This is a genomic window from Limnohabitans sp. (assembly GCF_040401135.1).
In the GTDB taxonomy this organism is placed as follows: Bacteria; Pseudomonadota; Gammaproteobacteria; order Burkholderiales; family Burkholderiaceae_C; genus Limnohabitans.
The window spans coordinates 1-13,190 of record NZ_JBBAOV010000016.1; the positions used below are offsets into that span (position 1 = coordinate 1).

At 57.0% G+C, this 13,190-nt stretch carries 11 protein-coding genes; 1 reads left to right on the plus strand and 10 read right to left on the minus strand.

Translation table 11 applies throughout. The annotated features are described in order from the left end of the window. On the plus strand, nucleotides 1–590 hold a 590-nt coding region (locus ABWP81_RS06080; protein ID WP_353140302.1), incomplete at its 5' end, for an ABC transporter ATP-binding protein. Here ABWP81_RS06080 and aspS read toward each other — a convergent pair. The 10 genes from aspS to ABWP81_RS06130 form a co-directional block, all read right to left on the minus strand. Next, on the minus strand, nucleotides 587–2,398 hold the full coding sequence (gene aspS, locus ABWP81_RS06085) for an aspartate--tRNA ligase (RefSeq protein ID WP_353132458.1): 1,812 nt from the start codon (nucleotides 2,396–2,398) through the stop codon (nucleotides 587–589). The two genes, ABWP81_RS06080 and aspS, sit on opposite strands and share 4 nt — an antisense overlap. Nucleotides 2,399–2,401: 3 nt before the next feature. Further along, nucleotides 2,402–3,037 carry a DUF502 domain-containing protein gene (locus ABWP81_RS06090; protein WP_353132461.1) on the minus strand — a complete coding sequence of 212 codons (636 nt, stop codon included), beginning with the start codon at nucleotides 3,035–3,037 and terminating at the stop codon, nucleotides 2,402–2,404. Between the two features lie 24 nt (nucleotides 3,038–3,061). Next, nucleotides 3,062–3,427 carry an FmdB family zinc ribbon protein gene (locus ABWP81_RS06095; protein WP_353140304.1) on the minus strand — a complete coding sequence of 122 codons (366 nt, stop codon included), beginning with the start codon at nucleotides 3,425–3,427 and terminating at the stop codon, nucleotides 3,062–3,064. A 75-nt stretch (nucleotides 3,428–3,502) separates the two neighbouring features. After that, a complete protein-coding gene (locus tag ABWP81_RS06100; RefSeq protein WP_353140306.1) occupies nucleotides 3,503–4,948 on the minus strand; it encodes a high affinity choline transporter 1 in 1,446 nt (481 codons plus the stop codon). Between the two features lie 20 nt (nucleotides 4,949–4,968). Then, nucleotides 4,969–6,537 carry a ubiquinone biosynthesis regulatory protein kinase UbiB gene (gene ubiB, locus ABWP81_RS06105; RefSeq protein ID WP_353132614.1) on the minus strand — a complete coding sequence of 523 codons (1,569 nt, stop codon included), beginning with the start codon at nucleotides 6,535–6,537 and terminating at the stop codon, nucleotides 4,969–4,971. Next, a complete protein-coding gene (locus ABWP81_RS06110) occupies nucleotides 6,537–7,118 on the minus strand; it encodes a hypothetical protein (RefSeq protein WP_353140308.1) in 582 nt (193 codons plus the stop codon). Before ABWP81_RS06110 ends, ubiB begins: the two co-directional genes overlap by 1 nt. Nucleotides 7,119–7,148: 30 nt before the next feature. Further along, nucleotides 7,149–8,096: a Tim44 domain-containing protein gene (locus ABWP81_RS06115; RefSeq protein WP_353140310.1), complete on the minus strand. Its 948-nt coding sequence runs from the start codon at nucleotides 8,094–8,096 to the stop codon at nucleotides 7,149–7,151. 27 nt (nucleotides 8,097–8,123) lie between these two features. Further along, a complete protein-coding gene (gene ubiE, locus ABWP81_RS06120; RefSeq protein WP_353140312.1) occupies nucleotides 8,124–8,855 on the minus strand; it encodes a bifunctional demethylmenaquinone methyltransferase/2-methoxy-6-polyprenyl-1,4-benzoquinol methylase UbiE in 732 nt (243 codons plus the stop codon). A gap of 13 nt (nucleotides 8,856–8,868) precedes the next feature. After that, a complete protein-coding gene (locus tag ABWP81_RS06125) occupies nucleotides 8,869–9,288 on the minus strand; it encodes a gamma-butyrobetaine hydroxylase family protein (protein WP_353140314.1) in 420 nt (139 codons plus the stop codon). Between the two features lie 14 nt (nucleotides 9,289–9,302). Continuing rightward, nucleotides 9,303–13,175 (minus strand): DUF3683 domain-containing protein, encoded by a 3,873-nt coding sequence (locus tag ABWP81_RS06130; protein WP_353140316.1) that lies wholly within the window; start codon nucleotides 13,173–13,175, stop codon nucleotides 9,303–9,305. Nucleotides 13,176–13,190: the final 15 nt, after the last annotated feature.

Here is a 13,190-nt window from a genome sequence, read left to right on the forward strand (position 1 = left end):
ACTACGATGACGTCATGCTCACGCCATTTCTGATTCAAACCCAAGCCCTCACCCACGGACCCATCCACAACCTCAGCTTCTCTTGGCCCGCAGGCGTGAGCTGGATTTGCGGTGACGAAGGCAAAGGCAAAACCACTTTGCTGCGTTTGCTGGCGGGCGATGTGCAGCCCACGGCTGGCACGGTGACTGCGCCGGAGGGCGGTGTGTTTTGGGTGGATTTGCAGGGCCCCGCACACGATGCCGCCACGGTGCAGGACTGTTGGGATACGCTGCGCGGACGCTACCCGTCTTGGAACGAGGCGCTGCTGCAAGACTTGTCCAAAGAACTCAACATGGCCGAGCACTTGGAGAAGCGCCTCAACATGTTGTCGGCAGGTAGCCGCCGCAAGGTAATGGTGGTGGCTGCCCTGGCCTCGGGCGCGGCGGTGACCTTGCTAGACCAACCGTTTGCGGCGCTCGACTTTGGCTCCATTCGCATCATCAAAGAGTTTTTGAGTGATGCCGCCGCGCACACGAGCCGTGCATGGATCGTGGCGGACTATGAAGCGCCTAGCGATGTGCCGCTGGCGCGTGTGCTGAACTTAGATTAAGCCTTGGCTGCATCCAAGGTGCGCAAGCGGATGTGCAGTTCGCGCAATTGCTTTTCGTCCACCGGACTTGGGGCTTGGGTAAGCAAGCACTGAGCACGTTGGGTTTTGGGGAAGGCAATGACGTCGCGGATGGATTCAGCGCCCGTCATCATGGTGACGATGCGGTCCAAACCAAATGCCAAGCCACCATGCGGAGGCGCACCGTATTGCAAAGCGTCAAGCAGGAAACCGAACTTGAGCTGTGCTTCTTCGGGCGTGATCTTCAAGGCATCAAACACTTTTTGCTGCACGTCAGCGCGGTGGATACGCACCGAGCCGCCGCCCATTTCCCAGCCGTTCAAGACCATGTCGTAGCCCTTGGAGATGCACTTCTCGGGGGCGGTGACCATCCAATCTTCGTGGCCGTCTTTGGGCGCAGTGAAGGGGTGGTGCACGGCGGTGTAGCGTTGGTTTTCTTCGTCGAACTCGAACATGGGGAAGTCGACCACCCACATCGGGGCCCAACGTGCTTCGAACAAACCGTTTTTCTTGCCGAACTCGCTGTGGCCGATTTTGATGCGCAGCGCGCCGATAGCGTCGTTGACGATTTTGGCTTTGTCTGCACCGAAGAAAATCAAGTCGCCATCTTGTGCGCCTGTGCGTTCAAGCACGGCGGCCAAAGCTGCGTCATGGATGTTCTTGACGATGGGTGACTGCAAACCGTCACGGCCTTTGGCCAACTCGTTGACGCGGATGTAGGCCAAGCCTTTGGCGCCGTAGATCTTGACGAACTCGGTGTACGCGTCAATTTCGCCACGGCTGATGCCGCCGCCTTCGACCGAACCGTTAGGCACACGCAGAGCGACCACGCGGCCGCCTTTCATGTTGGCAGCGCCCGAGAACACTTTGAAGTCCACATCACCCATGACGTCGGTCAGCTCGGTGAACTGCAGTTTGACGCGCAGGTCGGGCTTGTCAGAGCCGTAGATGTGCATGGCGTCTTGGTAGGTCATGACGGGGAACTCGCCCAAGTCAACACCGATGGTTTTTTGGAACACGTGCTTGATCATGCCCTGGAACATGTCACGAATTTCTTCTTCGGTGAGGAAGGATGTTTCGATATCGATCTGGGTAAATTCGGGCTGGCGGTCAGCGCGCAAGTCTTCGTCGCGGAAGCACTTGGTGATTTGGTAGTAGCGGTCATAACCGGCCACCATCAGCAGCTGCTTGAACAACTGAGGCGATTGGGGCAGCGCAAAAAACTGGCCGTCATGCACGCGGCTAGGCACGAGGTAATCGCGCGCACCTTCGGGGGTGCTCTTGGTGAGCATGGGGGTTTCGATGTCCACAAAACCGTTTTCGTCGAGGTACTTGCGCACTTCCATGGCCACGCGATAGCGCAGCATGAGGTTGTTTTGCATGTACGGGCGACGCAGGTCGAGCACGCGATGTGTGAGGCGCGTGGTCTCGGACAGGTTGTCGTCATCAATTTGGAACGGTGGGGTGACGGACTCGTTCAACACAATCAGCTCGTGGCACAGCACCTCAATCTTGCCGCTCTTCAAGCCTTCGTTGGCCGTGCCGTCAGGACGGGCACGTACCAAACCTTTGACTTGGATACAAAACTCATTGCGCACGTTTTCGGCCACTTGGAACATGTCTGGGCGATCTGGGTCGCACACCACTTGCACGTAACCTTCGCGGTCACGCAGGTCGATAAAGATCACGCCGCCGTGGTCACGACGACGGTTGACCCAGCCGCACAGGCTGACGGTTTGGCCATTGAGAGCTTCGGTCACCAGACCGCAATAGTGGGAGCGCATTGCCATTTTTTAGATTCTCTTTTCGTTGATTGCTGGGGCGCTAGGAGACACAGCGCCCATGGAGATGACATACGTCAGCGCTTCGTCGACGCTCAGCTCGAGCTCGATGACATCGCTGCGGGGCACCAGCAAAAAAAATCCGCTGGTGGGGTTGGGTGTAGTGGGCACATAAACGCTGAGGTGTTCGCCTTGCAGCTTGGCAGCCACTTCGCCCACGGGCGTGCCTGTTTGGAACGCGATGGTCCACATGCCTGCATGCGGGTATTGCACCAGCAGGGCTTGGCGAAATGCATTGCCGTTGCTGGAGAACAAAGTGTCAGACACCTTTTTTACGCTGGCGTAAATGGATTTGACGATGGGAATGTTGGTAAACAACTTGTCCCATTGGCGCACCATCCATTTACCCAACACGTTGGAGGCCAAGGCACCCGTGATCAACAAAACCAACAGCACCAGGATCACGCCTAGGCCGGTCATGTCACGCAAAGCGGTGACGGTGCTTTGCGACACCAAAGGTCGGAACTTAGAGAGGGTATCGATGAAGATGCCGTCCATGATGCCCACCAGCCAAGTTAGCACCCAAACGGTGATAGCTAAAGGCGTCCAGACCAAGAGGCCTGCGAGCAGGTATTTTTTAATCGGCATAAAAGACCTTTGGGTTTTGAAAATTCAGTGGCAGGCACAGCCCGTAGCGCAACCGCCTGAGGCAGCTGGGGCAGCGGGGGCGGCTGATGCGGCTGGGGCAGAAGGACTGCTAGAGGCGGTGTCGGTGCTGTTGCTGTTACTGGTCGATGCACTGTCAGTGGCCGAGGCTGCAGCAGCTGGGGCAGCCGCTGCGGCGGGGGCAGCAGCGCCGCCTTTGAAGTCGGTGGCGTACCAACCCGAGCCTTTGAGCTGAAAGCCCGCAGCCGTGAGCTGCTTGGAAAACGTGGACTTGCCGCACTCGGGGCAATCGGTCAGTGGGGCATCTGCAATTTTTTGCAAGACGTCCTTGGCATGGCCGCAGGACCCGCATTTGTAGGCGTAAATTGGCATGGCGAGGAGGGTTGGGTAAAACCCTGAATTATAGGCGTGCGCCACCTATTTCAAGGCCCAGCCCACCCGTGTTGGCTATGCCGTGCCAACCAGTTTGTGGTGGCCGCTGTGGACGTTGCGAATGGCTTGCGGCCCCAACGAGCCCAGCACCATGCCCGTCAAACTGGCCAATACACCCGCCAACTGCGCCGGAAACTCTTCACCCGCTGGCGTGACCAAGAACAAGCCCCAAGTGAGCAAGCCAAAGGTCAAGGCAAAGATCGCCCCCTGAGTGGTGGCACGCTTCCAATAAAGACCAAAGGTAAGCGGCACAAAAGCGCCCACCAACGGCACCTGATAGGCGCCCGACACCATTTCGTAGATCGACGTGCCCTGCATGCGAATGGCGTAACCCAGCACAAACACGCTAAACACCAACACGGTAACGCGCATGGCGCGCAGCTCTTGTTGGTCGGTTTGATGGGGGTAGAACTGTCGCCAAATGTTTTCGGTAAATGTGACGCTAGGTGCCAGCAAAGTGGCGGAGGCGCAAGACTTGATCGCTGACAGCAAGGCACCAAAAAAAAGCACTTGCATGACAAACGGCATTTGCGTCATCACCAAGGTGGGCAGCACTTTTTGTGGGTCGTCAGCAATCAGCGCTGCCGCTTGCTCGGGCATGATAAGCATGGCGCTGACCACCAAAAACATGGGCACAAAAGCAAACAAGATGTAGCAAATGCCGCCAATCACGGGGCCACGCGTGGCCGCCTTGATGCTGTTGGCCGACATGACGCGCTGAAACACATCTTGCTGCGGAATCGAGCCCAGCATGATGGTGATGGCGGAGGCAAAGAAAAACAAAATGTCTTTCATGTGGGGCTCAGGCCAAAACTTAAACATGTCTTGGCTAATCGCTAGCGCCAACACCTTGTCGGCCCCGCCCGCTTGATCCGACGCATACACGGCCAAGATAGATAAGCCCACGACCAAAATAATCATCTGAATGAAATCGGTGATCGCCACCGACCACATGCCACCAAACAGGGTGTAGGCCAAGATAGACACCACGCCAATGACCATACCCAGTTCCATGCTGATCACGCCATTGGATAACAAATTAAACACGAGGCCTAAGGCTGTAACTTGCGCTGACACCCAACCCAGATAGCTGACCATGATGATGATCGAGCACACCACCTCGACCACGCGACCGTAGCGCTCGCGAAAGTAGTCGCTGATGGTGAGCAGCGTCATGCGGTAGAGCTTGGCGGCAAAGAACAAGCCCACAAAAATGAGGCAAAAACCTGCGCCAAATGGGTCTTCGACCACACCGTGCAAACCGCTGTTTACAAACTTGGCAGGAATGCCCAGCACCGTTTCAGAGCCAAACCACGTGGCAAACGTGGTGGTGACAATCATGGCCATGGGCAGGTGGCGGCCCGCAATGGCAAAGTCAGCCGAGTTTTGAACGCGTTTGGCTGCCATCAAACCGATGGCAATGGTGATCAACAAATAGACGATGACGAGTGTGAGCAGCACGGGTCAACTCCGCAAAGAGGTTAATAAAAAGAGTGCGAACGCACAAACACCTGCATGGCCAGCAATCCCAACAAGAAGCCAGCGCCAGACCAAATGAGCCGCTGCAACAGACGGTTGGTGCGGCGCTGTTCTTCGATGAGCAATTGCAATTCGGGATTGCTGTCGTTTGGACGATGCTTCAAAAAGTCATGCATCAAGCGAGGCAACTCGGGCAATAGTTTGGCATAGCGCGGGGCTTCGGCCACCAGTTGTTGCCAGAGTTTTTTGGGCCCCACTTGCTCGATCATCCATTTTTCTAAGAAGGGTTTGGCGGTGTTCCAAAGGTCCAGATCGGGGTCTAGTTCGCGGCCCAGGCCCTCGATGTTGAGCAGGGTTTTTTGCAGCAGCACCAATTGCGGCTGAATTTCGACATTGAAACGGCGCGAGGTTTGGAACAAGCGCATCAGTACCAAGCCAAGAGAAATTTCTTTCAGCGGTCGGTCAAAGTAAGGCTCGCAGACAGCGCGCACGGCTGACTCAAGCTCGTCCACGCGTGTGTCAGCAGGCACCCAACCCGACTCCACGTGCAACTCGGCCACGCGCTTGTAGTCGCGGCGGAAGAAGGCGGTAAAGTTTTGCGCCAGATACTCTTTGTCGTGCTCGGTGAGCGTGCCCACGATGCCAAAGTCCAGCGAAATGTAGCGGCCAAAGGTGGCAGGGTCGAGGCTGACTTGGATGTTGCCGGGGTGCATGTCGGCATGAAAAAAACCATCGCGAAACACCTGGGTAAAGAAGATGGTCACGCCATCACGAGCCAGCTTGGGAATATCCACGCCCGCCGCACGCAAACGGTCGACTTGGCTGATGGGCACGCCCTTCATGCGCTCCATCACGATGACTTCGGTGTGGCAAAAGTCCCAAATCATTTCGGGAATCATCACCAGGTTGAGGCCTTCCATGTTGCGGCGCAGCTGCGCGGCGTTAGCGGCTTCGCGCACAAAGTCCAGCTCGTCGTGCAGGTATTTGTCAAACTCGGCCACCACTTCGCGGGGCTTCAGGCGTTTGCCGTCTGCTGACAAGCGGCCGACCCAAACGGCCATCATGCGCAACAGGCTGAGGTCTTTGTCGATCACGGTCAACATGCCGGGGCGCAGGACCTTGACAGCCACTTCGCGCGTCATGCCGTTGCGGTCTTTGATGACGGCAAAGTGCACCTGAGCAATAGATGCGCTGGCCACGGGCGTGTGGGTGAAGTCGACAAAAATTTCATTCAATGGGCGGCCAAACGCACGCTCGATGATGGTCACGGCGGCATTTGACGGAAACGGAGGCACGCGGTCTTGCAGGTGCGCCAACTCATCGGCAATGTCGGGCGGCAACAAATCACGGCGAGTGGACAGCACCTGTCCGAACTTCACAAAAATAGGGCCGAGGTGCTCTAGCGCTTCGCGCAAACGCTGGCCACGAGGCGCAGACAAATCACGACCGATAGACACCACGCGGGCCAACAAACGCAGGCCCGGCTTTTGAAAACTAGTCAACACCAGTTCATCCAGGCCATAGCGCAAGACGATGAAGACAATGTAGATACCGCGTAACAAACGGGTCATCATGGCGCGGCTTTCGAGGCTTGCTGCTTTACAAAGCTGCGAAGCGCGTCCACGGCTCGCTTGGCGTTTTGCGCCAGGGTATGAGCGGGTGCATCGCCTATGAGGCGGGACAAGTCCTCTTCGGGGTCCCAGCGCACGTGGTCAATAAGCCAATTGACTTCGGCCGCCAATTGCACATCGCCCTCAATGCGAATAGCGGGCTTCTCGCCTTGCGCCACTGTCTTGACCAGCTCGAACGGCGAAGGCTCGTTCACGCGCAGCACAAGATCGGGGGCTTTGGCGCTGGCATGAGTGCTGGCATCGGGCGCGATGAACTCGATCAAACCAGCGGGGGTAAAAGCACATTGAAACACTTGATCGCGCCAGCACACTTGCACTTGACGCCCTCGTTGACGTTGCAAGCGGTCGCGGGCAGCGGGCTCTTGCATGAGCACATGGTTTAAAAAGAGGACTACACGCTGCTGCACTTCAGCCACCGCCCATGCGGGCGGGGTGAACGATTGCGGTAAATCTGCGGGGAGTTTGGCGCGCAGCGTGTTTGCTGCATCGACTAACCAAGAAAAAGGGGACTGTGTTGCCATAGTCCCCAATTATTCCCTGTTTATGCCGGTTTATTGCAAGGCTTGAACGCCTGCCACCAACCAACCCAAGCTACCGTCTTTGGGCTTGGTCATGTTCCACACTTCGCGGAAAGGTGTGGGGCTAGAGGATGGCTCTTCACGGATCAGACCTGAGAACTCGACGCTAGCCATGTAGGTGGTGCCCACCTCTTCGATGCCCAACAGACGTGCATCAAGCATGACCACTTCGGTGTGGTTGACTTGGCCATTGGATGTGGCTTCGCGCTCAGCCAATTGGGCTTGGATTTCGCTCAACATGGTGTCGGTCATCATGACGCGCAGGGCGCTGATGTCAGAGCGGTCCCAAGCTTGCTGCAAGGTCATAAAGTTTTGCTTGGCAGCGTTGACAAAGCCCAAGGTGTCGAAGTCAGCAGGCACACCCCAAGTTGCGTTGGCGCCTATGGCGGATCCAATCATGGAGCCGCCAGCAGCAGGTGTGAAATTGGTTTGCGTGTCCATCGGACGGGCTGACGAGTCGTTGCCCACGTTCTTGGGGTTGTACTGCGGCAAGTTGGATGGGTTGGCTGGTGCGCCCGCACCTTCAAAAGCGAAGGGGCTGGGGTTAGCAGCTGCGGGTTGCTGGCGACGGCGCATGATCATGCCAATCACCACCATGACCACCAAGGCCAACAAACCAAACATGAGGAACTGACCAAACTCGGCGCCAAAGCCCATGGAGCTTGCCAACCAAGCAAGGCCCAAACCGGCGGCCAAGCCACCGAGCATGCCGCCCATGCCACCAAAACGGCTGGGTGCAGCAGCAGGGGCTGCAGCAGCATTAGGTGCGGCAGCAGGCGCAGGTTTGGCAGCATCGCGCTGCGTCACGTTGCTCGACTGCTGGCCCGTCGATTTACCACCGCCCAAGCGCTTAGCGGCCTCGGCATGCATGGTGGCCATACCCATGGCCACCACAAAAATAGCTGTCAAAAGTTTTTTCATCGCATCGTCTCCTGTTGTGTCAATGATTCAGCACTTGATTCCAACATGAAGCGCCACTACGCCGGCGCTCATGTTGTGAAAGTCCACATGACCAAAGCCATTTTGCTTCATAAGGGCTTTCAACTCTTCTTGGCCCGGATGCATACGAATGGATTCGGCCAAATATTGGTAACTAGAGGCATCTCCCGCAATCATCTGGCCCAACTTGGGCAAGATGTTGAAGGAGTACCAGTCGTAGGCTTTTTCTAGTGGCTTGGCCACTTTGGAAAACTCCAACACCAGCAGCTTGCCTTGGGGCTTGAGCACGCGGCACATTTCTTTGAGGGCTACGTCTTTGTGGGTCATGTTGCGCAGGCCAAAGGCCACGCTGACCACGTCAAAGTGGTTGTCGGGAAAAGGTAGCTTTTCGGCATCGCACACCAAGGTGGGTAAAGCCATGCCGTCGTCGAGCAAACGGTCTCGGCCGGTGCGCAACATGGCTTCGTTGATGTCGGTATGCACCACGCGGCCCGTGTTGCCCACTTTCTTGGCAAAGGCCATCGCCAAATCGCCCGTGCCGCCTGCGATGTCGAGCACTTGCGAGCCCTCGCGCAAGTCGGCCACCATAACGGTGTAGCGCTTCCACACGCGGTGCAGTCCGGCTGACATGAGGTCGTTCATCACGTCGTACTTGGAGGCGACCGAGTCAAACACGCCACGCACATGCTTGGCTTTTTCTTTTTCGTCGACGGTTTTGAAACCGAAATGGGTACTGCTCATATTTGTAATGGTATCAATGTGCGTGGCTGCTGCAGCCAGCGCCGCCTTTTTCAGGCATAGCCGCGTCACGCTCGATGCCTGCGGCTTGCAAACGGCGTTCGTAGTCGGCCCACAACTGGTCTTGTTCGGAACCCAAAAAATACAAGTATTCCCAAGTGAACAAGCCGCTTTCGTGGCCATCGCTGAAGGTGGGCTTGATGGCGTAGTTGCCCACGGGCTCGAGGCCCTCAAGGCCAACCAAGCGCTTGCCAGTTTGCAACACCTCTTGGCCTGGGCCGTGGCCCTGCACTTCGGCCGATGGGCTGTAGACGCGCATCAACTCAAACGGAATGCGAAAACTTGCGCCATCGGCAAAGCTGACTTCCAACACACGCGATGCGCCATGCACCGTGATGTCTTGGGGTGTAGGCGTGTGTTTTTCTAAGCCGGCCATAGGTGTCTTTCTAATTAAACCAACACGCGCTCAATACCACCTGCGTTGGCTTGGGCCACGTAGTTGGGCATCCATTGCTCGCCCAAAATCTTGCGCGCCATCTCGACCACGATGTAGTCGGCTTCGAGCAAACCGTTTTGCAAGTCGTCACCGTAGCGGGTCAGGCCTTGTAAACAGCTGGGGCAGCTGGTGAGGATTTTCATGTCGCCTTTGGCTTGGCCAGTCATGGCACGCAAAGCGGCTTCGTCTTTTTGCAGCTCTTCTTCTTTGCGAAAGCGCACCTGGGTGGCAATGTCTGGACGGGTCACACCCAAAGTGCCAGACTCGCCACAGCAACGGCTGCTCTTGACCACCTGATCGCCCACCAGCGACTTGACCGTTTTCATCGGGTCTTGTTGCTTCATGGGGCTGTGACAAGGGTCATGGAACAAATAGCCCGCCTGTTGGTCAGCGCTGAGTTTGATGTCCTTCTCCAACAGATATTCGTGGATGTCGACGATGCGGCAACCAGGGAAAATTTTGTCGAACTCGTAACCTTGCAACTGGTCAAAGCACGTGCCGCAGCTCACCACCACGGTTTTGATGTCGAGGTAGTTAAGCGTGTTGGCCACACGGTGGAACAACACGCGGTTGTCAGTGATGATCTTGTCGGCCTTGTCGAACTGGCCCGAACCTTTTTGCGGATAACCGCAGCACAGGTAGCCAGGTGGCAACACGGTTTGCACGCCCGCGTGCCACAACATGGCTTGCGTGGCCAGACCCACTTGGCTGAACAAACGCTCAGAGCCGCAACCGGGGAAATAAAACACCGCTTCAGTTTCTGAGGTGGTGGTTTTTGGGTCGCGGATGATGGGCACGTAGTCGTTGTTCTCGATGTCGAGCAAGGCACGGGCCGATTTCTTGGGCAGGTTGCCCGGCATCTTCTTGTTGATGAAGTGAATCACCTGTTCTTTGATGGGCGCAGTGCCCACAGTGGCAGGCGGCGCCTTGGTTTGTTTGCGAGCCACCACTTTGAGCAGGCCGTGCGCGAAGCGTTGCAGCTTCATGCCCACGTCCACCATGGCGAAGCGCGCCAACTTGATGGTCTCAGGGTTGGTGGCGTTGAGCATGAACATTGCCGCCGCGTTGCCAGGACGGAAGGTTTTTTGGCCCATCTTGCGTAACAAATTACGCATGTTCATGGTCACATCGCCAAAGTCAATTTTGACTGGGCAAGGTGTCAAACACTTGTGGCACACCGTGCAATGGTCGGCCACATCTTCAAACTCTTGCCAATGTTTGATGGACACACCGCGGCGCGTTTGCTCTTCATACAAGAAGGCTTCGACCAGCAAAGAAGTGGCCAAAATTTTGTCGCGTGGGCTGTACAGCAAGTTGGCGCGTGGCACATGGGTGGCGCACACGGGCTTGCATTTGCCGCAACGCAAACAGTCTTTGACGCTGCTGGCAATGGCACCAATTTCGCTTTGCTGCATGATGAGTGACTCGTGGCTCATCAAGCCAAAGCTAGGCGTGTAGGCCTGGCTCAGGTCGGCGTGGCGCAAGGACAGATCGGTGTCTTGGTTGCGCAGCAAATGGCCTTTGTTGAAGCGCCCTTCTGGGTCAACCTTGGCTTTGTAGTCTGCAAACGGCTGCAACTCAGCATCCGTCAAAAAGCCCATTTTGGTGATGCCAATGCCGTGCTCGCCAGAGATAACACCATCCAGTGAACGCGCCAGCACCATGATGCGGGACACCACCTCATGCGCGGTTTGCAGCATGACGTAGTTGTCGCTGTTGACGGGAATGTTGGTGTGCACATTGCCGTCACCGGCGTGCATGTGCAAGGCCACCCACACGCGGCCTTTCAGCACGCGTTGGTGAATGGCGGTGCACTCGTCCAAGATAGGCGCAAGTTGCGCACCCGTGAAGATGTTTTGCAACACCGCACGGATTTGTGTTTTCCAGCTGGCGCGCAAAGTGTGGTCTTGCAACTGAGGGAACAGTGCATCGCAGTCGTTGAGCCACTGCTGCCACATGCCACGCACCTCGGCCACCAGCGAGCGCGCTTGTTGCACGCGGTCTTCTAGCAACTCGGGCGTGGAAATGTCGGCTGCGTCATCTGACTTGCCCAAGGGTAAGTTGCCTTTGGCCAAGAAGTCGTCCAGGGCGTCACACAACTCCAGCTTGTTACGCAGGCTGAGTTCGATGTTGATGCGGTCAATGCCGTCGGTGTACTCGGCCATGCGAGGTAAGGGAATCACCACGTCTTCGTTGATCTTGAACGCATTGGTGTGGCGGCTGATGGCCGCTGTGCGCTTGCGGTCTAGCCAAAACTTTTTACGCGCCTCGGGGCTGACCGCCACAAAGCACTCACCGCTGCGGGTGTTGGCCATGCGCGAAACTTCAGAGGTGACGCGTGCCACCTCGTCGGCATCGTCACCGGCGATGTCGCCCACCAACAGCATCTTGGGCAGGCCGCCGCGTTTGCTCTTGGTGGCATAACCCACGGCGCGCAAGTAACGGTCGTCCAAATGCTCAAGGCCCGCCAGCAACACGCCGCTGCGCTTTTGCTCGGCAAACATGTAGTCTTTGATTTCCACAATGCTGGGCACCGCGTCTTTGGCGTTGCCAAAAAATTCCATGCACACCGTGCGCGTGTGCGCCGGCATGCGGTGCAGCACCCAACGTGCGCTGGTGATCAAGCCATCGCAACCTTCTTTTTGAATGCCGGGCAGTCCGCTCAAAAACTTGTCGGTCACGTCTTTGCCCAAACCTTCTTTGCGGAAGGACTTGCCGGGAATATCAAGACGCTCTTGGCGTATGAAAGTTTTGCCGTCGGCTTGGTAGTACTTCAGCTCAAAGCTGGCCATCTCTGCATCATGGATCTTGCCCATGTTGTGATCCACGCGAATGACGTCAAGCCACTCAGCATCTGGCGTGACCATGCGCCAGCTGGCCAAGTTGTCGAGGGCCGTGCCCCACAACACGGCTTTTTTGCCACCCGCGTTCATGGCGATGTTGCCGCCGATGCAAGAGGCTTCGGCAGACGTGGGGTCGACCGCGAACACAAAACCGCCGCGCTCGGCCGCATCGGCCACGCGCTGGGTAACCACACCGGCTTCGGTGTAAATGGTGGGCACTTTGTGTGCAATGCCAGGCAAGTCGACCATCTCAACTTCGGTCATGGCCTCGAGCTTTTCGGTGTTGATGACCGCGCTCTTCCACGTCAGCGGAATTGCGCCACCGGTGTAGCCCGTGCCGCCGCCACGAGGGACGATGGTGAGGCCAAGATCGATACAGCCTTTGACCAAGCCAGCCATTTCTGCCTCGGTGTCGGGGGTCAGCACAACGAAGGGGTATTCCACACGCCAGTCGGTGGCGTCGGTCACGTGGCTGACGCGTGAGAGTCCGTCAAACTTGATGTTGTGGTTGGCGGTGTGCTTTTTGAGCAAACGGGCGGTTTTTTTGCGCAAGGCTGCAATTGCATCAAACTGGATGCTGAAGTCTGCCACCGCGCGGCTGGCCGCTTGCAACAACTGGCCCACCAAGGCGTCGCGCTCGGTGTCGGTATCTGGGGTACGGCGCTGCTGAACTTCGCCCAAGCGGTGATGCAAAGCCTCAACCAACTGCAGGCGACGCTTGGGGCTGTCAAGCAAGTCGTCTTGCAAATACGGGTTGCGTTGCACCACCCAGATGTCACCCAAAACCTCATACAACATGCGGGCCGAACGGCCTGTGCGACGCTCTTGGCGCAAGCGCAGCAAAAGCTCCCACGCATCAGCACCCAGCAAACGCAGCACAATTTCTCGGTCAGAGAAAGAGGTGTAGTTGTAGGGGATTTCGCGCAGTCGCGGGCTTTCTTCAGCCGTGGCGAGCAAGTGGTTTAGCGAGGTTGGAGCATTCATGGTGTGATGTGCGCG